Annotated in this window: 20 protein-coding genes and 1 tRNA gene; 5 read left to right on the plus strand and 16 right to left on the minus strand. The window is 30.8% G+C overall.

All coding sequences use genetic code 11. The annotated features are described in order from the left end of the window. Nucleotides 1-3 precede the first annotated feature (3 nt). Both H2684_RS08405 and H2684_RS08410 read left to right on the plus strand, forming a co-directional pair. Nucleotides 4-1,551: a DHA2 family efflux MFS transporter permease subunit gene (locus tag H2684_RS08405; protein WP_182089026.1), complete on the plus strand. Its 1,548-nt coding sequence runs from the start codon at nucleotides 4-6 to the stop codon at nucleotides 1,549-1,551. 78 nt (nucleotides 1,552-1,629) lie between these two features. Beyond that, nucleotides 1,630-2,034 carry a MarR family transcriptional regulator gene (locus H2684_RS08410; protein WP_347707539.1) on the plus strand — a complete coding sequence of 135 codons (405 nt, stop codon included), beginning with the start codon at nucleotides 1,630-1,632 and terminating at the stop codon, nucleotides 2,032-2,034. 52 nt (nucleotides 2,035-2,086) lie between these two features. Here H2684_RS08410 and smpB read toward each other — a convergent pair whose 3' ends face one another. The 15 genes from smpB to H2684_RS08485 form a co-directional block, all read right to left on the minus strand. Beyond that, nucleotides 2,087-2,557: an SsrA-binding protein SmpB gene (gene smpB, locus H2684_RS08415; RefSeq protein WP_182088957.1), complete on the minus strand. Its 471-nt coding sequence runs from the start codon at nucleotides 2,555-2,557 to the stop codon at nucleotides 2,087-2,089. 32 nt (nucleotides 2,558-2,589) lie between these two features. Further along, entirely contained in the window at nucleotides 2,590-4,746 is a 2,157-nt protein-coding gene (rnr, locus tag H2684_RS08420; RefSeq protein ID WP_182088958.1) for a ribonuclease R, read from the minus strand. A gap of 105 nt (nucleotides 4,747-4,851) precedes the next feature. Continuing rightward, a complete protein-coding gene (secG, locus tag H2684_RS08425; RefSeq protein WP_182088959.1) occupies nucleotides 4,852-5,085 on the minus strand; it encodes a preprotein translocase subunit SecG in 234 nt (77 codons plus the stop codon). Nucleotides 5,086-5,271: 186 nt separating this feature from the next. Next, entirely contained in the window at nucleotides 5,272-6,567 is a 1,296-nt protein-coding gene (gene eno / locus H2684_RS08430; protein ID WP_182088960.1) for a phosphopyruvate hydratase, read from the minus strand. 95 nt (nucleotides 6,568-6,662) lie between these two features. Continuing rightward, nucleotides 6,663-8,192 (minus strand): 2,3-bisphosphoglycerate-independent phosphoglycerate mutase, encoded by a 1,530-nt coding sequence (gene gpmI / locus H2684_RS08435; protein ID WP_182088961.1) that lies wholly within the window; start codon nucleotides 8,190-8,192, stop codon nucleotides 6,663-6,665. 19 nt (nucleotides 8,193-8,211) lie between these two features. After that, nucleotides 8,212-8,964: a triose-phosphate isomerase gene (gene tpiA / locus H2684_RS08440; protein ID WP_182088962.1), complete on the minus strand. Its 753-nt coding sequence runs from the start codon at nucleotides 8,962-8,964 to the stop codon at nucleotides 8,212-8,214. 80 nt (nucleotides 8,965-9,044) lie between these two features. Continuing rightward, nucleotides 9,045-10,241, minus strand: a complete 1,197-nt coding sequence (locus H2684_RS08445) for a phosphoglycerate kinase (RefSeq protein WP_182088963.1) — start codon at nucleotides 10,239-10,241, stop codon at nucleotides 9,045-9,047. 178 nt (nucleotides 10,242-10,419) lie between these two features. Next, entirely contained in the window at nucleotides 10,420-11,424 is a 1,005-nt protein-coding gene (gap, locus tag H2684_RS08450; protein WP_182088964.1) for a type I glyceraldehyde-3-phosphate dehydrogenase, read from the minus strand. A 45-nt stretch (nucleotides 11,425-11,469) separates the two neighbouring features. Next, a complete protein-coding gene (locus H2684_RS08455) occupies nucleotides 11,470-12,501 on the minus strand; it encodes a sugar-binding transcriptional regulator (RefSeq protein WP_182088965.1) in 1,032 nt (343 codons plus the stop codon). A gap of 130 nt (nucleotides 12,502-12,631) precedes the next feature. Beyond that, nucleotides 12,632-14,020, minus strand: a complete 1,389-nt coding sequence (rpoN, locus tag H2684_RS08460; RefSeq protein ID WP_182088966.1) for an RNA polymerase factor sigma-54 — start codon at nucleotides 14,018-14,020, stop codon at nucleotides 12,632-12,634. 641 nt (nucleotides 14,021-14,661) lie between these two features. Beyond that, on the minus strand, nucleotides 14,662-15,585 hold the full coding sequence (trxB, locus tag H2684_RS08465; RefSeq protein ID WP_182088967.1) for a thioredoxin-disulfide reductase: 924 nt from the start codon (nucleotides 15,583-15,585) through the stop codon (nucleotides 14,662-14,664). A gap of 54 nt (nucleotides 15,586-15,639) precedes the next feature. Next, nucleotides 15,640-16,479 carry a DegV family protein gene (locus H2684_RS08470; RefSeq protein ID WP_182088968.1) on the minus strand — a complete coding sequence of 280 codons (840 nt, stop codon included), beginning with the start codon at nucleotides 16,477-16,479 and terminating at the stop codon, nucleotides 15,640-15,642. 15 nt (nucleotides 16,480-16,494) lie between these two features. Further along, nucleotides 16,495-16,962, minus strand: coding sequence for a tRNA (uridine(34)/cytosine(34)/5-carboxymethylaminomethyluridine(34)-2'-O)-methyltransferase TrmL (trmL, locus tag H2684_RS08475; RefSeq protein WP_182088969.1), 468 nt, complete (start codon nucleotides 16,960-16,962; stop codon nucleotides 16,495-16,497). Nucleotides 16,963-17,138: 176 nt separating this feature from the next. Further along, nucleotides 17,139-17,717, minus strand: coding sequence for a hypothetical protein (locus H2684_RS08480; RefSeq protein WP_182088970.1), 579 nt, complete (start codon nucleotides 17,715-17,717; stop codon nucleotides 17,139-17,141). A gap of 205 nt (nucleotides 17,718-17,922) precedes the next feature. Next, nucleotides 17,923-18,009: transfer RNA gene (locus tag H2684_RS08485), tRNA-Leu, on the minus strand. Nucleotides 18,010-18,207: 198 nt separating this feature from the next. Between H2684_RS08485 and potE the strand changes: the two genes are divergently transcribed. Together potE and H2684_RS08495 are read left to right on the plus strand one after the other, a co-directional pair. Then, nucleotides 18,208-19,524, plus strand: coding sequence for a putrescine-ornithine antiporter (gene potE / locus H2684_RS08490; RefSeq protein ID WP_182088971.1), 1,317 nt, complete (start codon nucleotides 18,208-18,210; stop codon nucleotides 19,522-19,524). A 74-nt stretch (nucleotides 19,525-19,598) separates the two neighbouring features. Next, nucleotides 19,599-20,312: a TMEM165/GDT1 family protein gene (locus tag H2684_RS08495; RefSeq protein ID WP_182088972.1), complete on the plus strand. Its 714-nt coding sequence runs from the start codon at nucleotides 19,599-19,601 to the stop codon at nucleotides 20,310-20,312. Nucleotides 20,313-20,376: 64 nt separating this feature from the next. On the opposite strand, the gene H2684_RS08500 is transcribed toward H2684_RS08495, so the two are convergent. Next, nucleotides 20,377-21,546 (minus strand): VanW family protein, encoded by a 1,170-nt coding sequence (locus tag H2684_RS08500; RefSeq protein WP_182088973.1) that lies wholly within the window; start codon nucleotides 21,544-21,546, stop codon nucleotides 20,377-20,379. 152 nt (nucleotides 21,547-21,698) lie between these two features. Between H2684_RS08500 and H2684_RS08505 the strand changes: the two genes are divergently transcribed. Further along, nucleotides 21,699-22,928 (plus strand): competence/damage-inducible protein A, encoded by a 1,230-nt coding sequence (locus tag H2684_RS08505; RefSeq protein ID WP_182088974.1) that lies wholly within the window; start codon nucleotides 21,699-21,701, stop codon nucleotides 22,926-22,928.

Below are 22,928 nucleotides of genomic sequence, written 5' to 3' on the forward strand. Positions count from 1 at the left end.
GCAATGGAACAAAATAAAAATGATTCCATATACAGCTGGTTGGCTTTACTAGTAGTAGTAATAGGCACATTTATGGCTATACTAGACAGTAGCATAGTAAACATTGCTATTCCTAAAATCATGACTGTATTTGGTATATCAATGGATAAATCAAAATGGATACTTACATCATATACACTAGCACTTGGTGCAATTATACCATTGACAGGATATCTTCAAGACGTGTTTGGATCAAAAAAAATATATATGTTTGCACTAGGAATGTTTACTGTAGGCTCTATGCTCTGCGGTTTTTCATGGAACAATACATCTATGATATGTTTCAGAGTAATACAAGCTATAGGTGGCGGTATGATAATGCCTGTTGGAATGTCTATAATATATGAAATATTTCCTAGAGAGAAAATAGGTCTTGCCTTAGGTGTATGGGGAATAGCTTCTATGGCTGCTCCTGCTATAGGACCTACATTAGGTGGATATATAATCGAAAAATTAGATTGGAGGCTTATTTTCAATTTAAATGTACCAATAGGTATAATTGGAGTATTTTTAGCTGCCATTTTGCTTAAGGACTCAAGGCCAAAGAAAGTTAATCCATTTGACATAGTAGGATTTTTATCATCTACTATAGGTGTAGTCAGTATACTATATGTTCTTGGAGAGTGGTCTTCAATTGACTGGTCAAAAGCAAGATATCCACTGCTTATAGCTCTTGGATGTTTAAGCTTATTGCTGTTTGTAGTAAATGAACTTACCCATCCTTACCCTCTGCTTGATCTCAGCGTATTCAAACTATTTAATTTTACTATGAGCCAAATTATAGTTTCCATTTTAACTCTTGCACTAATGGGTGGAGTTTATGTAATGCCTCTATTCCTCCAAAATATAAGAGGATATACAGCAATGGAAACCGGTATTATAATGTTTCCTGCAGCAATTGTAGTAGGGATTCTTATGCCAATAAGCGGAAATTTATTTGATAAAATAGGTATAAAGCCAGTTGTTATACCTGGGCTTGTAATACTTGGTATAAGTTCCTATATGCTTTCAAATTCTATAAATATGAACTCAACTAGAGAATTTATAACTATACTCTTGTGTTTAAGGTCAGTTGGGTTAGGACTTGCCATGATGCCAATAAATACTGCTGGAATGAATGCTGTACCTAAAAATTTAATAGCAAAGGCTTCAGCTCTTTCAAATACTATAAGGCAGATATCAAGTTCTTTAAGCATAACTATAATGACTGTAATTATTCAAAATAGAACAAATTACAACTATCTAAAGTTGTCAGAACAGATAACTTCATATAACAAAACTGCAGTTGATACTATAAATTCACTTACAAGTGGATACATGTATTCAGGACAATCTGCTAGTGAGGCTAAAGCATCTGCCATATATACCTTAACTTCAATAATTCAAGGAAAATCCACAGTAGATGCCATGGCCTATGCTGTAGCCATAACTGCTTTAATAGTAGTCATAGCTATACTTCTCACTTTTCTAATGAGAAATGAATTAAAAAAACAATTAAAGGTAGGTAATTAATTAAAAATGGTTGTGAAAAAAAATTCATCTATTGAGAACAATGAATTACTATTAAAACAAGGAGAGAGAATTTTCTCCGTGTTCAAAACTATTCATAAATTACTTAGTATTAAATTCAAGGAAAGTGCTGATAAATATGGAGTAACAGCACCACAACTTGCAGTTATATTCCATCTTCACTGTATGCCTGGCATAACATTAAATCAATTAAGTGAACATATGATGCTTACAAAGAGCACTGTGTCAGGAATAATAGACAGATTGACAAAACAAAATATAGTAGTAAGAGAAATACCTGAAAATAACCGTAGAATTGTAAAATTATCTCTTTCCGATGAATTTAAAAAAACTCACGATATAACTTCAATGAAAAAAAGTTTTATATCAGATTTTGTATTTGATACTATAAAAGATATGGATCCTTTAGAAGTGGACAACTTTATTGCTTCACTAGAACATTTCGCATCTATTTTAAAAAAATAGCAAACTCAAATAAGCTCTAAAGAAAAATAAATCTCTTTAGAGCTTGACTTTTCTACCTGTATCTTTCTTTCATTTGTCTTTCTATATCTCTCTTTGCAGCCCTTTCAAGCATAGAATTTCTCTTATCATAGTTCTTCTTTCCTTTAACTACTGCAAGATTTACTTTTACACGGCCATTTTTAAGATAAAGGGATAGCGGTATTATTGTATACCCCTTCTGTGAAGTGTATCCAAGTAATTTAGATATTTCTCGCTTATGAAGAAGCAACTTTCTCTTTCTAAGTGGATCCCTATTAAATATATTTCCATTTTCATAAGGACTTATATGCATATTTCGAACAAATATTTCTCCGTTTACTATGTCAGCATAACTATCTTTTAAATTTGCCTTTCCAGCTCTTATAGATTTTACCTCTGTACCAATAAGTTCTATACCTGCCTCCATAGATTCTTCAATAAAATAATCATGTCTTGCTTTTCTATTTTCAGCTAATGTTCGATTTTTGCTATTCTTTTTAACCATAAAAACCACCTTCTTTACTTTTTAATATAATACTATTCATTTATCTTGTTATCTATTTTATCACTTAATTTTTCTTCATCATTACTAACAAGTTCAAAGTAAATTTCATGAGCCGATAAGTCAACTTTCAATACCCTAATTTTTACTTCATCTCCCAATTTATATATTTTTCTAGTCTTTTCCCCAACTAGTGAGAGATGCCTATCATCATATACATAATAATCATCAGTCATAGTACTCAAATGTACCAATCCTTCTATTGTGTTTTCAAGTTCTACAAACATTCCAAAATTAGTTACAGACGATACAATCCCTAAATACTCTTCTCCTATTCTATTGCTCATGTACTCTGCTTTTTTTAAGTCATCTACTTCTCTTTCAGCATCTTGAGCAACTCTTTCCATTTCAGAAGACTGCTTTGAAGCATATTCTACTTTCGGATTAAGCCTTTTTATTTCATTTTCATCTAGTTTACCATTTATAAATTTCTTAATTATTCTATGGATAATAAGATCAGGGTATCTTCTTATAGGAGAAGTAAAATGACAATAATATCTAGCTGCTAATCCAAAATGTCCAGTACATTTAGGTGAATACCTTGCCTGTTTCATTGATCTTAAAAGCAATGTACTAACTACAGTTTCTTCCTTTTTTCCTTTTACCTTTTCTATAATTTCTTGTAGTGCTTTAGGATGAACTTCTTGGCCCCACTTTATTGTATATCCAAGATTGTGTACAAATTCATTGAAATACATCAGTTTCTCTTCATTTGGTTCTTCATGTATTCTATAAACAAATGGCATATTAGTCCAAAACATGTGTTCAGCTATAGTTTCGTTACATACAAGCATAAACTCTTCTATTATATGGTTTGCTATTCCCCTATTATATGGTTTTATCTCTACAGGTCTTCCAAGATCATCAAGTGTTATACTGCATTCTTGAAAATCAAAATCAACTGCACCTCTAAGCATTCTTTTTTTATATAATATCTCTGAAAGTTCTTTCATTAAATTAAAAGTAGGAACTAGATAGTTATATCTAGCTATAGCTTCCTGATCTTTTCCTTCAATTATATTTGTAACATCCGTATATGTCATTCTTTCATTAGAACTTATTATACTTTCAAATATTTCATGATTGACAACTTTGCCACTATTATCTATTTCCATAAAACAGCTAAGAGTGAGCCTATCTGTCTTTGGATTAAGACTACATATACCATTTGACAATTTTTTAGGCAACATCGGTATTACTCTATCAATTAAGTACACTGATGTTCCACGTTTAAGAGCTTCCTTATCAAGTGGACTTTTATCTTTAACATAATTTGAAACATCTGCTATATGAACTCCAAGATAAAAATTACCATTGTCAAGTTTTTCAATAGATACTGCATCATCTAAATCCTTAGCATCTTCTCCGTCTATAGTAACTATAGTTAGATTTCTCAAATCCTTTCTTCTCTTATACTCTTCTTTAGGTATTTCATCTGGTATACTTTCTGCATAATTTTGAACCTTTTCAGGAAATTCCTCAGGCAATCCGTTTTTTTTAATTATAGTTAATATATCAATTCCCTTTTCACTTTTCTTCCCAAGTACATTTGTAACTTTCCCTTCAGGATTTCTCCTTCCATCTGGCCATTGAGTTATTTTAGCAATTACAACATCACCTGTTTTGGCACCTTTTTTACAATTTTTAGGTATAAATATATCTTGATATATTTTCTTTTCCTCTGGTACTACAAATCCGAAATTTCTGCTGTCTTCAAATGTTCCCACTATTGTCTTATTAGCTCTATTAAGTATTCTTATTATTTCTCCTTCACATTTTCTACCTTTGTTTTCTTCTTTTATGATTTTAACTATAACTTTATCTCCATTCATAGCTCCATTAATACCTGATATTGGAATAAATACATCTACTCCTTCTTCAGGTACTACAAATCCAAATCCCTTTTGATGTCCTTGAAATTTTCCAATTACAAGCCCCATCCTATCAGGTACCCCATATCTATTAGTTCTTGTTTTAATTATATAGCCATCTTTCTCCATACTATTAAGTATCTTCTTGAAGTCCTTTTTTTCATGTTTTTTTATTCCAAACACTTTTTCAAGTTCTTTTATATTCATAGGCTTATAGGCCTTTTCTCTCATAAAGTTTAAAATTGACTCAGTTATATTCATAATTTCACCACCTTTTATTATATTGGTATAAATTTTATAAAAATATTCAGTAATTATATAAAAATAAATACAGTAGGAACACTTCTCCACTGTATTTTAAGCAAATTACTTTATAAAGTTTTGAGCTATGCATAAAACAGCAAATATTATAGCCAAAATGACAGTTAACTTAGACAACATAGCCTCTGAAGTCCTAGATTTGTTCCTTGAATAAAAACTTTCAGTTGTTCCTCCAGATATAAAACCACTTAACCCATCAGTTTTACCTGGTTGAATCAATACAACTGCTATTAAAAGAACTGAAATTATAACTTGCATTATTACAAAAAAAGTAGTCATGAGTTTAATCCTCCTGATATTTCCCTTAATCCATATACAATATTTGACCTAAAGAAATAATTTTATGGTAAAATATATACCTATTTGCGTAAATTATATTTTATCATATTTAAGCTTTAATTTCAATTTATATTAAATTTTAAAATTAGAGCAGGCACAAAATGTACCTACTCTATTTAAAATCAATTACTTTTTTAAATTATAGAATGCAGAAAGTCCTCTGTACTCAGCTACTTCTCCAAGTTCTTCTTCTATTCTAAGAAGCTGATTGTACTTTGCAACTCTTTCTGTTCTTGCAGGTGCACCAGTTTTTATCTGTCCTGCATTTACAGCTACAACTAAATCAGCTATAGTTGTGTCTTCAGTTTCTCCAGATCTATGGGAAACTACTGCTGTATATCCTGCTCTTTCTGCCATTTCTATGGCATTCAAAGTTTCTGTAAGAGTTCCTATTTGATTCAATTTTATAAGTATTGAATTGGCAACTCCAAGTTCAATTCCCTTTTTCAATCTAGTAGTATTTGTAACGAACAGATCATCTCCTACTAATTGGATCTTATCTCCAAGTTTTTCAGTAAGTACTTTCCATCCGTCCCAATCTTCTTCAGCCATTCCGTCTTCAAGAGAAATTATAGGATATTTATTTGCAAGATCTACATAGAAATCTACCATTTGCTCAGGAGTTAAAACTTTTCCTTCTCCTTTTAGATTGTATTTTCCATCTTCGAAAAACTCTGATGATGCAGGATCAAGTGCTATATATATATCTTTTCCAGGTTTATATCCAGCTTTTTCTATAGCCTCAACTATTACTTCTATTGCTTCCTCATTTGATTTTAAATTTGGAGCAAATCCACCTTCATCACCAACACCTGTGTCATAGCCTTTTGATTTTAAAATTGATTTCAATGTATGATAAACTTCAGTACTCATTCTCATAGCTTCACTAAAATTAGGAGCTCCAGCTGGCATTATCATAAATTCCTGTAAATCTACGTTGTTATCAGCATGTTTTCCTCCATTTAGTATGTTCATCATAGGAACTGGAAGAACCTTTGCATTAACTCCACCTATATATTGATATAAGCTAATTCCAAGATATTTTGATGCTGCTCTTGCACATGCAAGTGATACTCCAAGAGTGGCATTAGCACCTAATTTTGCCTTATTATCTGTGCCATCTAATTCTATCATAGTTTTGTCAATTAAAACCTGATCAAATATATTCATTCCTATTAATTCTTCTGCTATAACATTATTTACATTATCAACAGCTTTTGTAACACCTTTACCTTGATATTTATCTTTATCACCATCTCTAAGTTCTACGGCCTCAAAAGCTCCTGTAGAAGCTCCTGATGGTACTCCAGCTCTTCCTACTGTTCCATCTTCCAATACTACTTCTACTTCTACTGTAGGATTTGCTCTGGAATCAATAATCTGTCTTGCACTTACATCTACAATCTCTACATAATTTTTCATAAATACCGCCGTTAATCAAATAACGGTTCTTTCAACTCCTTTCTAATCTATAGTACTGTTAATTAAAATTTAAATATTTAAACTATATTATAAACCTATTTTATAAGACTTTTACCTGTCATTTCCTTTGGTTTATCAAGTTTCATAACCTGGAGAATAGTTGGTGCAATGTCTGCAAGGACTCCACCATCTCTAAGCTCGGAAGGGTTTTTAGATACATATACAAATGGAACAGGATTTGTTGTATGTGCAGTCATAGGTTTTTTTGTATCATAATCTATTTCCTCTTCGGAATTTCCATGATCTGCAGTTATAAATAATGTTCCGTCTTTCTCTAATATTTTATCCGCAACTTTCCCAAGACATACATCAACGGCTTCAATTGCTTTTTTTGCAGCTTCAAAAACTCCTGTATGACCAACCATATCAGGGTTTGCAAAGTTTAATATAATTAAGTCATACTTATCTTCATCTAATCTCTTTAAGAGTTCATCTGTAACTTCGTATATACTCATTTCAGGTTGTAAATCATAAGTAGCTACCTTTGGAGATGGAACAAGAACTCTATCTTCATTTTTATTTGGTTTTTCTACTCCGCCATTGAAAAAGAAAGTAACATGTGCATATTTTTCTGTTTCAGCTATTCTCAGTTGATTTTTACCTAACTTACTTACATATTCGCCTAATGTATTTTTATAACTGTCATTTTTAAATGCAACATCTACTCCCTTGATTTCAGCATCGTATTCTGTCATTGTTACAAATTCAAGGTTTAAAGTCTTTCTTTGAAATCCATCAAATTCCTTGTCATTTATAGCTCTTGTAAGCTGTCTTGCTCTATCAGGTCTAAAGTTAAAAAATACTACTGAATCTCCGTCTTTTATTGTTGCCAAAGGCTTACCATCTTTTTTTATTACTGTAGGAACAATAAATTCATCTGTTTTGCCATTTTTATATGAGTTTTCAATAGCAGCAAATGCACTATCTGCCTCAACACCTTTTCCAAGTACCAAAGCATTATATGCAAGTTCTACTCTTTCCCATCTCTTATCTCTATCCATGGCATAATATCTTCCAGAAACTGAAGCTATCTTTCCTACTCCTATTTCATTCATATATTCTTCTATATCTTTTACATATTCTTTAGCAGAAGAAGGAGGTACATCTCTTCCATCTGTAAAGGCATGAACGTATACTTTTTTCAATCCTTTTTCTTTTGCAAGCATTAAAAGTCCTTTCAAGTGTTCCATATGTGAGTGAACTCCTCCAGGTGACAAAAGTCCCATTATATGGAAATCAGAATTATTTTTCACAACATTGTCCACTGCTTTATTCAATGCCTCATTTGTAAAAAATTCTCCATCTTTTATAGACTTTGATATTTTAGTCAATGCTTGATATACTATTCTTCCTGCTCCTATATTTAAATGTCCAACTTCTGAATTTCCCATCTGTCCATCAGGAAGTCCTACACTAAGTCCACTAGCTCCTAATGTTGTGTGTGGACAAGTATTATAATATTTATCAAAATTTGGTTTATATGCTGCTTTGACTGCATTTCCTTCAACTTTGTCAGAAATGCCAAATCCGTCAAGTATCATGAGCATTACTGGTTTTTTATTCATATCTTCCTCCAATCTTGTATTACAAGTCGTAATTTACAATTTTTGAGAAGTCTTCTGCTTTTAAGCTTGCTCCTCCAATAAGTCCTCCATCTATATCAGGTTGTTTCATCTGAGCTTTTATTGTAGCTGGCTTTACAGAACCACCATATTGTATTCTCGTCTTTTCTGCAGTATCTTTGCCATAAAGTTTTGCAATTACGCTTCTTATATATGCAATTGTAGTATTTGCCTGCTCATCTGTAGCAGTTTTTCCTGTTCCAATTGCCCAAATAGGTTCATAAGCTACAACTAATTTTTCTACTTGATCTTTTTCAAGATTTGCTAAGTCTAATTTAATCTGTCTTCCAAGTACTTCTTCTGTAACATCTGCTTCTCTTTCTTCAAGAGTTTCACCACAGCATACTATTGGAATTAAATTATGTTCAAATGCTTTCTTTACTTTTTTATTTATAGCCTGGTCTGTTTCATTAAAATACTGTCTTCTTTCACTATGACCAAGAATTACATAATCTACACCTAATGACTCTAACATAGCTGGTGATACTTCTCCAGTATATGCACCACTTTCTTCAAAATGCATATTCTGAGCTCCAACTTTTATATTACTTCCTTTAGTTGCTTCAATTACAGCATTTAAGCATACATATGGAGGACACACAACTACATCGCATTTAGCATCTTTTACTAAAGGTTTTAATTCCTCTATTAATTTTTTAGCCTCATCTACAGTTTTATTCATTTTCCAGTTTCCTGCAATTATTGCTTTTCTCATTTTCATCTAACTCCTTTTTTTTAGTTTACACCTTATGATAACTATTTTCAACTACAAATCATTATTAGAATTTATTGTTTTTATTTATCATTAAGAGCTGCTATTCCAGGAAGTTCTTTTCCCTCTAAAAATTCAAGTGAAGCTCCACCACCTGTAGATATGTGGGTCATCTTATCGCCATAACCTAGCTGATTTACTGCAGCTGCACTATCTCCTCCACCTATTATAGTAGTTGCTTCAGATTCTGACATAGCTTTAGCTACTTCATTAGTTCCTTTTGCAAATTTAGGGAATTCAAATACTCCCATTGGTCCATTCCATACAATAGTCTTTGCATTCTTTATAGCATCTGTAAATAATTTAACAGTCTTTGGACCTATATCTAGTCCCATGTATCCATCTTTTATGTTTGGATCTTCTGTTACAACAGCTTCTGCATTAGCATCAAATTTATCTGCTGTTACAGTATCTAATGGAAGAAGTAATTTTACATTCTTTTCTTTTGCCTTTTCAATCATTTCTTTTGCATAATCTATTTTATCCTCTTCAAGAAGTGAATCACCTATATTATATCCTCTTGCTTTTGCAAAAGTATATGCCATTCCGCCTCCAATTATCAAAGTATCTACTTTTTCAAGTAAATTATTTATAACATTTATCTTGTCTGAAACCTTTGCTCCTCCTAATATTGCAAGGAAAGGTCTCTTTGGATTTTCTACTGCATTTCCAAGGAATTTAAGTTCTTTTTGAATTAAATATCCACATACAGCTACATCTAAAAATTTAGTAACTCCAACTGTAGAACAATGTGCTCTATGAGCTGTTCCGAAAGCATCATTTACAAATACATCTGCAAGAGAGGCCAGTTCTTTTGAAAAATTATCTTCATTCTTTGTTTCTTCTTTTCTGTATCTAGTATTCTGGAGTAATACTACATCTCCATTTTTCATATTTTCAACTGCAGCTTTAGCATTTTCTCCTACTACATTGTCATCTGCTGCAAATACAACTTCTTTTTTAAGCATCTCGGAGAGTCTTTTTGCAACTGGTTCTAATGAAAGTTCAGGTTTTGGTTCTCCCTTTGGTTTACCAAGATGAGAGCACAATATAACTTTAGCACCATTTTCAATTAGATATTTTATTGTAGGAAGTGCTCCAATTAATCTGTTTTCATCTGTTATTTTTCCATCCTTAAGTGGTACATTAAAGTCACATCTTGCTAAAACTTTTTTACCATTAACATCTATATCCTCAATTGTCTTTTTATTAAAAGCCATAACACACACCTCTTTTAAATTTTTTATTTATTTTTAAAGTTAAGTATTTAACTTTGCGTAGCTATAAATTGCCTTATATTATTAAAGATCTGGCCTCATAGCCTTAACTACAAAACCAGACCTTTTACTATGCCACCCGTTAAATAATATCTATTAAGTAATTAGTCATAAATATTTATTATTTAGAAATCTTTGCAAAATAAGCTAAAGTTCTAACTAACTGTGAAGTATATGACATTTCATTATCATACCATGCAGCAGTCTTAACTAATTGTGATCCATTTACATCTACAATTTTTGTTAAAGTTGCATCAAATAATGAACCATAGCTCATTCCTACAACATCTGCAGAAACTATTGGATCTTCAGTATATCCAAATGATTCATTAGCTGCTTCTTTCATTGCTGCATTAACTTCTTCAACTGTAACATTCTTCTTAAGTACTGAAACCAATTCAGTTATTGAACCAGTTGGAACTGGAACTCTCTGAGCATTTCCATCTAACTTACCTTTTAATTCTGGAATAACTTGACTGATTGCTTTAGCAGCACCTGTTGAAGCAGGAATTACACTTACAGCTGCAGCTCTTGCTCTTCTTAAATCACCTTTTCTGTGTGGTCCATCTAAAGTATTTTGATCATTAGTATATGCATGGATTGTAGTCATAAATCCTTTTTCTATTCCAAATTTATCATTTAATACTTTAGCCATTGGAGCTAAGCAGTTAGTTGTGCATGATGCACCTGATATAACTGTTTCACTACCATCTAAAGCATCATTATTTACATTGTAAACAATTGTCTTTAAGTCATTTCCAGCAGGAGCTGAGATAACAACTTTTTTAGCACCAGCTCTTACATGAGCTTCAGCTTTTTCCTTCTTAGTGAAAAATCCTGTACATTCAAGTACAACGTCTATTCCAAGTTCTCCCCAAGGTAATTTTTCAGGATCTGATTCAGCGAATACTTTAATTTCCTTTCCATTAACTACGAAAGCTCCTTCTTTAACTTCAATATCTCCATTGAATTTACCTTGTGATGAGTCATATTTGAACAAGTGAGCTAAAGTTTTTGAATCAGTTAAATCGTTAATTGCAACAACTTCTAATTCAGGAACTTCAAGAATTCTTCTTAAAGCCAATCTTCCTATTCTTCCAAAACCATTAATAGCTACCTTTGTCATTTTAATTCCTCCTAATAATAATATTATTTATAATAAATAAAAAATTTATTTACTTTTCAATAATTCTAAAATTTTTTTTGCTGCACCTTCATCTGTAATAAGTACACCATTTTTATTATTTATTTCAACAGATAATATTGCCTCAGCTTTGCTGCATCCACCAGCTACTGCTATTAGTGTTTCAATATTATGTATACTGTCGTTCTTTATTCCTATACTTGGAGTAGAATATACTATGTTACCTTTTTTATCAAAATAGTATCCAAAGGCTTCCCCAAGAGCACCTTTGTTTTTTATTTCTAATATTTTTTCATTATTCAGTCCTCTTCTTCTTGCCATCTTACAAGCTTCACCAATTCCATATACAAGAACATTTGCATTGTATATAAATTGTAGTACATTCTGTATAGATTTTTCCTTTAATATAGTATCTCTTGCAATATCACTTAAATTATCTGGAACATGGAGCATTTTGTATGTTCCATTTACTTTATTGGCAAGACTAGCTGCAAGGGTATTTGCCTGAGTTTCTACATTTGCACCCATTCCTCCTCTTGCAGGAACTACAAGTACATCATGTATATTTGATATTTTAGGCATGTTATCTACAACTTTTTTAATAGTGGAACCACCTGTAACTGCAATTACATCACTATTTTTCAAAATGCTTTTTAAATATACTCCTGCTACTCTACCCATTTCACTTAGTATTGTACTATCTTCATCACAATTTCCTGGAACAATAATAACTTTTTTTAATCCAAAATTAATTTTAATAGTATCTTCAACTTCTGACAACCCTCTAAGTTCATGTATTGAATCCTTTAATTTATCTATAATATACTCTCCATCTCTAGTTACTGTCATTCCTGGAGTATTTATGTCAATAAATCCTTGATTTTTCAAGAAATTTATTTCTGTCCTAACTATTCTTTCACCAATACCTAAGTCATTTGCAAGTACTCTTCTACCAATAGGTTGATTATAGTAGATAGTTCTTAAAATATTGTATCTCTTCTCTAATAATTCAACTAGTTCTGGTACTATTCTCTTTTGTAATTTAAGTACTTCTTCCATAACGACGCCTCCTGGTCTGTTACTGTCCCAGTACTATATTCCCTGTCCCACTTAATATTATAAATCATATAAACTTTTTTTTAAATAGTATTTTAAAAAAAGATTTAAAAAATGTGTTAAGTATATAGTTTTAGAATCGTTTTCTGCCCTTAGATGACTTTATTCCTAATTGCTCTCTATATTTTGCCACTGTTCTCCTTGAAATATTCATTCCATTTTTATTTATTAAATTGCAAATTGCCTGGTCAGATAATGGCTTCTTTTTATCTTCTCCATCTATTATATCCTTAATTTGTTTTTTAATTATATTTACAGAAACATTTTCACCTGATTTAGATGTAGAAATTCCTGTAGTAAATAAATCCTTTATTTTCACTGTGCCTCTATTTGTATATATATATTTATCTCTTATAGCTCTGCTGATTGTGGATTCATGCATATCCAAACTTTCAGATATTTCCTTGAGAGTCATTGGCTTTAAATACCCATCTCCATAATCAAAGTAATCTCTCTGAAGCTCAAGTATTTTTTCAAGTACCCTATATATAGTAGTTTTTCTATGTTGTATACTCTTTATCAAAAATACTGCACTATTCAACTTATCTTTTACATACTTCACTGTATCTTTATCTGATTTTTCTTCATTAGTTTCACTTTTTATTATATTTCTATACATGGAATTTATTGTTAATTTAGGGAGTAAATCATCGTTCATTATTATAAAATAATCATTATCTATCTTTTTTATATAAGCATCGGGCAATATATACTTTGTATCTTCTTCTGTATAAAATCCCCTTGAAGGTTTTGGATTTAATCCCTTTATTATATCTCCATACTCTTGAGCTTCTTTTATATCTATATTAAGTTCCTTTGATATTATATCATATCTATTTTCAGCTATAAGTTCAAGATAATTATCTATAATATTTATTATATTTTCATCATCTATATTCTTCTTTTTTAATTGAATTTTAAGACATTCCTTAAGATCTCTTGCCCCTATTCCATCCGGTTCTAAGGATTGTACCTGTTTTATACAATAATCTGCAATTTCCGAGGAAATATTGAATTGTTTTTCAAGTTCCCCCTCTAAAAGTTCAAGATAACCTCTTGAATCTATATTTCCTACAATATATACACATATTCGTTTCAAGTAATCCTTTTCAGGTAAATATTCTATTTGTTCTATTAAATATTCTTTAAGAGATTTACTTTTTGAAATAAAATTAAATGGAGAAACTTCTTCATCATAATTTTTTTCATAACTACTACTGTGACTATAATTATCAAACTCAAGATTTTTTATAATCTCCTTATAGTCCAACTTAGTTTTTTCAATCTCTTTATTAGATTCAATTTCTTTAACATCAAGAATTGGATTTTCCTGTATTTCCTTTTCAACATACTCTTTAAGTTCAAAACTTGACATCTGTAATAATTTAACTGATAATTGCATTTCCTGAGTCATTACTAATTTCTGTTCTTGAGTTAAATTAAGTCCAAAATTAAGATCCATAATCACACCCCCAATATGAGTTCAATGCACAATTCACAATTCACAATGCACAGTTCAATGCACAATTCACAATGCACAATGCACAGTTCAGTTCACAGTTCACAATGCACAGTTCAGTTCACAGTGCACAATTCACGATTCACAGTGATGGTCGTTTTTCTTCACTTTGTTTCAGAAAAACTACATTTTAGATTTTTCCCAAGAAAAATCATCCTTCTTATTCAGTTCACAGTTCAGTTCAATTCACAGTTCACAATTCACAGTGCACAGTGATGGTTGTTTTTCTTCACTTTGTTTCAGAAAAACCTATAATTTTAGATTTTTCCCAAGAAAAATCATCCTTCATTGTGATTTGTGCATTGTGAATTCTTAATTCTCCTTCAATCATTATGATTTGTGCATTGTGAATTCTTAATTATCCTTCAATCATTGTGCATTGTGAATTCTTAATTATCCTTCAATCATTGTGCATTGTGAGTTGTGAATTCTTAATTGTTTAGTTATATTATAGCATGAAGATATGCAAAATATAAGCTCGAAGCTTTAGGTATAAATATAATCAAGCTTATAAATTTTTATAAAAAAATTAGATAAGAATAAAAACTATTCAGCTCTATTCCCATCTAATTTTATCATATTTTTTACTTATTCTTCTCTATATAATTTTCTGCCATAACTGCTGCTATTGCACCATCAGATACAGCTGTAACTATCTGTCTTAGCATTTTTTGTCTAACATCTCCAGCTGCAAATACACCTGGTACATTTGTCTGCATATTTTCATCAGTAATTATATAATTTTTCTCATCTAAATTTATTTTATTCTTAAATACTTCTGTTGCAGGTGTATCACCAATAAATACAAAACATCCTCCAACTTTTAATGTAGTTTTTTCTCCAGTTTCTCTATTCTTTACTACTATACCTTCAAGAAATTGCTCTCCAAAAGCTTCTTCAACTTGTGAATTCCAAATGAAACTTATTTTAGGATTTTTAAAGGCCTTATCTTGAATTGACTTTGCAGCTCTTAGAGAATCCCTTCTATGAATTACTGTTACATGACTTGCAAATTTAGTTAGATATATGGCTTCAGTTATTGCGGAATCTCCTCCTCCTACAACTGCTATATCCATATCACTAAAGAAATCCGCATCACAAGTAGCACAGTATGATATTCCTCTTGCTCTAAATTTTTCTTCATTTTTAAATCCAGCAAGTCTTGGATTAGCTCCAGTTGCAATTATAACGGTTTTTGACTTATATATATCATTTTTCCCTTTTACAATTTTTAATTCTCCTGAAAAATCTACATCTGATACGTCATCTGACACAAATTTAGTTCCAAAAGACTCAGCCTGAATTTTCATTCTATCACTTAAAGTAGCACCTGTTGCATTTTCTACAGATCCAGGATAATTATCTATATCAGCAGTAGTAGATACTTTCCCACCATATATCTCTTTTTCAATAACAACAACATTCAACTTTGCTCTTGAGCAATAAAGTCCAGCAGCAAGGCCTGCAGGTCCTCCTCCAATTATTATGGTATCATAAAAATATTCCATATCAACTCTCCTTTCCAATAAAATAAATATTAGGAATAGCTATTTTGTCATTTATTAATAATCTTCCACAAAGAACAAACCACATGCATCAGGTCCTGCATGTACTCCTACTACGCAGCCAACTTCACTTTCTATAAATTCTACATTTCGTTTTATAAGCTCATTTCTAAGTGGTTCAAGTATTTCGGTCTTCCCAACATGAAGTAGTATAGGAATTTCCCCAGGTTTTATTCCTTTTCTGTCTATATAATCAATCATAGCCTTAAGTACTTTTTTATTTCCTCTTATTTTGGTAGCTACTTCCATTTGTCCATTTTTTGCTTCTACAATTATTTTTATTCCTAAAATATTTCCTATAATTCCTGCTGTTTTAGATAGACGTCCACCTTTCACCAGATTGTCTAAACTATTAAACTCCAGTGTACTTTTAACATGAGGGGAAATCTCTTTAATTTTAGCTTCTATTTCATGTATATTTAAGCCTTCTTCTATAAGTTTTGCAGCTTTAATAACTTGAACTCCAAGACCTGAGGTAACATTCATACTATCTATAACTACTATATCATCGGTTTCAAGCATATCTCGGGCAATGCATGCAGATTGATATGTTCCGCTCATCTTTGAAGATAAATGGATAGATACTATACTATACCCTTCATCAATATATTTTTTATAACACTTCATAAACATCTGTGGATTCACTTGAGCAGTTGCAGGAAATTCATCACTAGTTTTCATTCTTTCAAGAAGTTCTGAAAGATTTATATCAATTCTATCTCTATAAGTCTTTTTATCAATAATTACAAAAAGAGGAAGTACCTCTATATTATATTTTTTTATTATGTAGTCCGGTAAATCTGCTGTACTATCAGTAATTAATTTTATTTTTTTCATAAAATCATACCCTTCCTATTTCATAACTGGAAAATTCATCTGCCTTAAAGCCTCATATGCTATTATAGCTACGGTATTTGATAAATTAAGGGAACGAGTGCTAGTTTTTATCATAGGTACTCTTATACAATTTTTACTATTTTGTTCTCTAATATAGTCAGGAAGCCCACATGTTTCCCTTCCAAATACTATAAAATCTTCATCTTTAAATTTTACATCATTATAATAGTTTTTCCCATGAGTAGTAGAAAAATAAAATGTCCCGTCTTTGTATTTTTCTCTTAGCTCTTCATATGAATCATATAATGTAAGGTCAAGATAAGGCCAATAATCTAATCCTGCTCTTTTTAAATGTTTATCATCTATACTAAATCCAAGAGGTTTTATAAGATGGAGTCTTGATCCTGTAAGAACACAAGTTCTTGCTATATTACCCGTATTTTGTGGTATTTCTGGTTGAAACAAAACTATATTCAAACTCAAAAGTTTCTCCTCCTTTGATATATCAAAAATACATATCCATGTATTCATTTCGCAACTTATAAATATTTTTTGTATTTTTTGTACTTTTTGTACTAAGTAGTTCAATAGTTCTAATAAATATATTACTATATTATAATTATTCAGTCAAAGAATTTAGAGAATTATAAAAGATGTTGCTACACAACTTTTCTGTGCAACAACATCTTTTCTACTATCTCATATATCTCATCCCAACTAAAAACTCTCATTATATTTTCATTAAGTGGCTTCCTATTATAAGTAGTATCAATCAAAAGCACTTTAAAACCATCTTTTGAAAGCTCTAGTGCATTTTCATAACTGTCTTCTATAAATACATCACATCCAACATCTTTTGCTGTACTACTCTTATGAGTTGTACCAAGTACGAAAACATCATCATAAGGAACATTATGTTTATTTAAATAATGATAAGTTAGCATTTCCAAGTCCTTATCTCTTGCAGTTACAAAATATATATTACTTCTATTAAATAACTTATTTATAATTTTAACGGCATCTTCTCTTATAGGTTCCTCATTATGAATCTTAAATCTATTCTTTTCATAAAATCTTAAATATTCCTCTATTGAAACTCCTATAGTTTCATTTATAGAATATTCAGTAATTTCCCATGGTTTTATATTTTTATTAAAATATTTATTTGCAATATCTAGCCAATAATATGGATCTGTAATTGTTCCATCGATATCTATACATATATTGAGATCTTTCATTCATGTATCCACTCCTTTTATATTCATCTTATTACACAATTTATAAAAACAAAATATCTAATAGTTATTTCTTAATGATACATAATATACAGTAAATTCTATAATGTTACTAAAATCGAAAAGTTTTGGTATGAATTTATGATATCATAAAATATTAAGATAGTTTCAGAGAAGGTATAAAATATTTTGATTAGAATATACTAGATGGTGCGGATAACAGGACTTGAACCTGCATGAAGTTTCCTTCACTAGAACCTGAATCTAGCGCGTCTGCCAGTTCCGCCATATCCGCACATAATTACTAATAATTAATTTATGTCCCATAGTATATCATTAGATAATTAGCATGTCAATAGATATACTATATTGCTATATATTTACAATATATGTGTCTTGACTCAAATGAAAAAACATTTATAATGAATGATATATTATGAAATAAGATGATTCCATAATAATTTATGAGATCCTAATTGAAAGGGCCACAATTATGAAGAATAAAAATAATAAAATGAATGTAACACAACTTACAATGACAACTGCAATAAACATGTTAGGAGCAGGAATAGTAATGCTTCCTACAACTTTAGCCGAAGTTGGAACTATGTCCATACTATCTTGGATTGTTACAACATCCGGATCCCTAGCATTAGCCTATGCACTATCAAAGTGTGGAGCATTTAGCAAAAATCCTGCTGGTATGGGCGGATATGCTGAGTATTCCTTTGGAAAATCTGGAGGATTTATTGCAAATTACACATATGGTATATCACTTGTAATAGCAAATGTTGCAATTGCACTTTCTGCTGTAAACTATACTTCAGTACTTTTAAATAAAAATCTTTCTCCTGTTTCTTCAGCGCTGTTTACAATACTTATTCTATGGCTTGCAACTACCCTTAATTTTAAAGGTGCAAGGATTACTGGTAAAATTGAATTTTTAACTGTATGGGGTGTAATTATTCCTGTACTTATTATATCTATATTTGGATGGTTCTGGTTTAGTGGAGATCTATATATTAGATCTTGGAATCCAAATCATTTTCCATTTTTCCAAGGTGTTGGAAAATCAATTTCAATAACCCTCTGGGCATTTCTTGGCTTAGAATCTGCCTCTGTAAATATGGATGCCATTGAAAATCCACAAAAGAACGTACCTATAGCTTGTCTAGCAGGTACTATAATTAGTGCAGTTATATATATAGTATCAACAAATGTAATAGCTGGTATAGTTCCAAATTTAGATCTTTTACACTCTAATGCACCTTTTGGACTGGCATTTACAACTATGTTCAATCCAATTGTAGGTAGAATCGTTATGGCTTCAATGATTATTGCATGTTTTGGTTCTCTACTCGGTTGGCAGTTCACAATTGCAGAAGTTTTTAAAAGTTCTGCTCTTGTAGGATACTTTCCTAAAATATTTGGTAAAGTTTCAAAAACTGACACTCCAGTTCTAGGACTTATTATAATAACAGTAATGCAAACTCTGTTGTCACTTATGACCATTAGTTCGAGCTTGTCAAAACAATTCAATATACTAGTAGATTTAGCTGTAGTTACAAATATTATACCTTACCTGCTATCTATGGCTTCTGTTAACGTAATACAGAGATCTGCTGGTGTGGAAGAACATAAAATAAAGTTTACTAATTTCACTGCATTTTTAGCTTCCTTATACAGTCTTTATGCACTATATTCATGTGGTGCTGAATCTATGCTGTATGGATCTATAACAGTATTTATAGGTTTCACTTTGTATGGATTTATTTCACATAGATTTGATTTAGAAAAGAAATTGAATTGATTCATATTGTACTAAAATTATTGTATTAAAACAACTGATGATTTTATATATATAACTTAGAAGGAGGTTGTAAAATGGCATTAACTATTAAAGCATTATTTCTTGTAGTCATAGCTGAAATGGGTGACAAAACCCAACTGCTTGCTATGGCTATGGCAAGCAAGTACAAAGCATCTCAAGTATTAATGGGTGTATTTATAGCTACTATTTTAAATCATGGCCTTGCCGTTGCAATAGGTGCTTATTTAAGCTCACTAATACCCATGAATATAGTACGAATTGTAGCTGCTATAGCATTTCTTATATTTGGCCTATGGACACTTAGAGGAGATAAAATCGATGATGATGACCAAAATAGAATAAGATTAAGTCCTGTTATAACAGTTGCAGTAGCTTTTTTTATAGCTGAAATGGGTGATAAAACTCAACTTATGACAATAACAATATCAGCACAAAATAATCATCCATTTTATATACTACTTGGAACTACAATAGGTATGATGATATCAGATGGTATAGGAATACTAGGAGGTGCTTGGATATACAGACACCTTTCAGAAATATACATAAAATGGGGAGCAGGAATGATTTTCATACTATTTGGGACTATAACACTTTATGATTCAATTCCTATATGGTCAATAAATATTAAATATATACTCTATTATTTCTTAGTTCTTGGACTATTAGTATATGCATTTGGTGTAAAATTTTCCAATACTTCCAAAGACAAAATCTACAATACAACTCCATCAAATAATAAGACTCTAAATCGTAAAATAAAGTAACTTAAAACTCCTCCATATTTTAAGATTAAACTATCAAAATACGGAGGATTTTTTCAATTATATATTATTTTTTTGCAAATGAACTAGAATACAAGTTAAATACTACTTTTCCACCAGAAGTATAACCTTGTATATATACTGGATACTTAAAATTATTTACAAATTTATAGTCTATATTTCCATAATCTACTGTAGCATCCATTCCCTTATCAACATAATGAACAGGAAGTGTATGGTGCACTCTTTCAGTAGATGTCAATCCTGCTAAATTTACTGCATTATATAAAGTAGTAGAAACCTGACATATTCCCCCACCTAATCCATCTTCAAGTTTGTCCCCAACTATTACAGGAGCAGGCTGATATCCTTTATCTGCAGTTCTCTCACCTACTACACCATTAAAACTAAATTCCTTTCCTGGCATAACAACTGTTCCATCTATACTTTTAGTAGCAAGCACTATATTATTTGCTCTCTGATCAGATGACACCGAAGCATATTCTGTACTAAAATTGGCAATAAGAGTATCTATTTTTTTCAAATCACTACTTTTTATTGAAGCTGGAATAGTTTTAATAGAGGCTTTTATATTTATATCTCCATCTACATCTTCTTCTATTTTAGAAAACAGCGTATTTTCCAAAGTTTTTTTATCTAACTCTGCACCGCTTTGTTCATCTGTTACATTAAATCCTAATCCAGACATAGTTATAGTAGCATTAACAGGGGATTTGTCCACTTCTAACGCAATTTTATTTACTAAATTTTCTACAGACTCTTTATCATACGAAAATTTTAATTTATAATTTATCATTTCAGGATATTTAATTGATTTATATTTTTTCAATATATTGAAATTCTTACCATATAAATAGGCTGAATTAACAGTATCATCTACACTAAACTTTCCATTTATATCAGAATAACTCAATGTATAATTTCTATCGCCTACTGATATGTTAATTTTTCTATTTTCCATCTTTTTCACTAAAACTCTATTCACAATTTCTTTAGCTTGAGCTTTTGTTTTACCTGATAAATCAACATTTTCAATTGTAACACCAGGATAGATCAAATTATTCCAATGTTTTATATCATTATAATTATATACTACAAATCCGGTACTTACAGTTAAAAATACAATCAAAATGGAGATAACTATTGTAGTAACTTTTCTTCTTGATCGTCTTTTTTTTAATCTATTCGGTCTTCTAGAGTTACTTGACTCATCCATGTAATTCACCTCTTCACAAAATTCATACATAATATTATACTATACAGCAGCAGATTTTTATATAGAACGGGAAAAACTATATTTAATTTTATGTTATTATAAATCTATAATATATTTTAAGTAATTTAAAAATAATAATGGAGGAAACAACTATGAAAGCAGAAATTTTGTGTGTTGGAACTGAAATACTTCTCGGAGACATAGTAAATACAAATGCCCAATTTATTTCAAGAGAACTTGCCAATTTAGGAATAGAAGTCTATCATCAATCAGTTGTAGGTGATAATCCACAAAGACTCCTTGAAGAATTAGATAATTCTTTTAAGAGAGTTGATTTAGTTATAACTTCAGGAGGACTTGGACCAACTCCTGACGACTTGACAAAGGAAATAGGAGCTAAGTATTTCAAAAAAGAAATGGTACTTGATGAATATACTGTAGAGAAACTAAAAAGTTATTTTGAGGCTATGGGAAGATCTTATTTAAAGGGTAATAATTTAAAACAGGCATACTTTCCCAAAGGAAGTATAATCCTTAAAAATGACAATGGTACTGCTCCTGGATGTATTATAAATGAAAATGGCAAAATACTCATAGTTTTACCAGGACCCCCTAGAGAAATAAAACCAATGTTCTTAAATCAAGTAGTTCCATTTCTAAGTAAATACCAAAGTGGTACTATAAGATCAAAAGTTTTAAGAATATACGGCATTGGTGAAGGTGAAATGGCTGAAAAAATTAAAGATCTCATAAATAATAGTAAGAATCCTACAATAGCACCTTATGCCAAACAAAATGATGTGACTTTGAGAATTACAGCTAAAGCAAGTACAGAGGATGAGGCCTTAAAATTAATTGAACCTTTAGAAGAAAAGGTAAAAAATATTCTAGGTAAAAATATATATGGCTATGGAGAAACTTCTATGGAAGAAGTAGTATCAAAGCTATTAATTGAAAAAAAACTTACCATATCAACAGCAGAATCTTGCACTGGAGGTTTAGTTGCTGCAAAGCTTATAAACTACCCTGGAATATCTTCAGTGTTTATAGATGGTGCCATAACTTATAGCAATGAAGCAAAGATGAAAAGACTAAATGTGAAGAAGGATACTTTAGAAAATTTTGGTGCTGTAAGCAAGGAAACTGCCATAGAAATGGCTGAAGGTATAGCTAAGACTTCAAATACAGATATTGGACTGTCTACAACTGGAATTGCAGGACCTAGTGGTGGAAGTGACGAAAAACCTGTTGGACTTGTATATGTAGGTTTATATATAAAAGGGAAAACATTTGTAAAAAAATTAAATCTATCTGGGAAAAGAAATGTAGTAAGATCTAGAGCTGCTGTATCTGCTCTTGATTTTCTAAGAAGAAATCTTTAA

The organism is Clostridium sp. cel8 (assembly GCF_014050525.1).
Taxonomy (GTDB): domain Bacteria; phylum Bacillota; class Clostridia; order Clostridiales; family Clostridiaceae; genus Clostridium_B.

Excerpts from the sequence above, each read along its gene's own strand:
- H2684_RS08405 (WP_182089026.1), top strand. The coding sequence starts at position 4 with ATGGAACAAAATAAAAATGATTCCATATACAGCTGGTTGGCTTTACTA.
- smpB (WP_182088957.1), bottom strand. The coding sequence starts at position 2,557 with ATGGTTAAAAAGAATAGCAAAAATCGAACATTAGCTGAAAATAGAAAA.
- rnr (WP_182088958.1), bottom strand. The coding sequence starts at position 4,746 with ATGAATATAACTGAGTCAATTTTAAACTTTATGAGAGAAAAGGCCTAT.
- secG (WP_182088959.1), bottom strand. The coding sequence starts at position 5,085 with ATGACTACTTTTTTTGTAATAATGCAAGTTATAATTTCAGTTCTTTTA.
- eno (WP_182088960.1), bottom strand. The coding sequence starts at position 6,567 with ATGAAAAATTATGTAGAGATTGTAGATGTAAGTGCAAGACAGATTATT.
- gpmI (WP_182088961.1), bottom strand. The coding sequence starts at position 8,192 with ATGAATAAAAAACCAGTAATGCTCATGATACTTGACGGATTTGGCATT.
- tpiA (WP_182088962.1), bottom strand. The coding sequence starts at position 8,964 with ATGAGAAAAGCAATAATTGCAGGAAACTGGAAAATGAATAAAACTGTA.
- H2684_RS08445 (WP_182088963.1), bottom strand. The coding sequence starts at position 10,241 with ATGGCTTTTAATAAAAAGACAATTGAGGATATAGATGTTAATGGTAAA.
- gap (WP_182088964.1), bottom strand. The coding sequence starts at position 11,424 with ATGACAAAGGTAGCTATTAATGGTTTTGGAAGAATAGGAAGATTGGCT.
- H2684_RS08455 (WP_182088965.1), bottom strand. The coding sequence starts at position 12,501 with ATGGAAGAAGTACTTAAATTACAAAAGAGAATAGTACCAGAACTAGTT.
- rpoN (WP_182088966.1), bottom strand. The coding sequence starts at position 14,020 with ATGGATCTTAATTTTGGACTTAATTTAACTCAAGAACAGAAATTAGTA.
- trxB (WP_182088967.1), bottom strand. The coding sequence starts at position 15,585 with ATGGAATATTTTTATGATACCATAATAATTGGAGGAGGACCTGCAGGC.
- H2684_RS08470 (WP_182088968.1), bottom strand. The coding sequence starts at position 16,479 with ATGAAAAAAATAAAATTAATTACTGATAGTACAGCAGATTTACCGGAC.
- H2684_RS08480 (WP_182088970.1), bottom strand. The coding sequence starts at position 17,717 with ATGAAAGATCTCAATATATGTATAGATATCGATGGAACAATTACAGAT.
- potE (WP_182088971.1), top strand. The coding sequence starts at position 18,208 with ATGAAGAATAAAAATAATAAAATGAATGTAACACAACTTACAATGACA.
- H2684_RS08495 (WP_182088972.1), top strand. The coding sequence starts at position 19,599 with ATGGCATTAACTATTAAAGCATTATTTCTTGTAGTCATAGCTGAAATG.
- H2684_RS08500 (WP_182088973.1), bottom strand. The coding sequence starts at position 21,546 with ATGGATGAGTCAAGTAACTCTAGAAGACCGAATAGATTAAAAAAAAGA.
- H2684_RS08505 (WP_182088974.1), top strand. The coding sequence starts at position 21,699 with ATGAAAGCAGAAATTTTGTGTGTTGGAACTGAAATACTTCTCGGAGAC.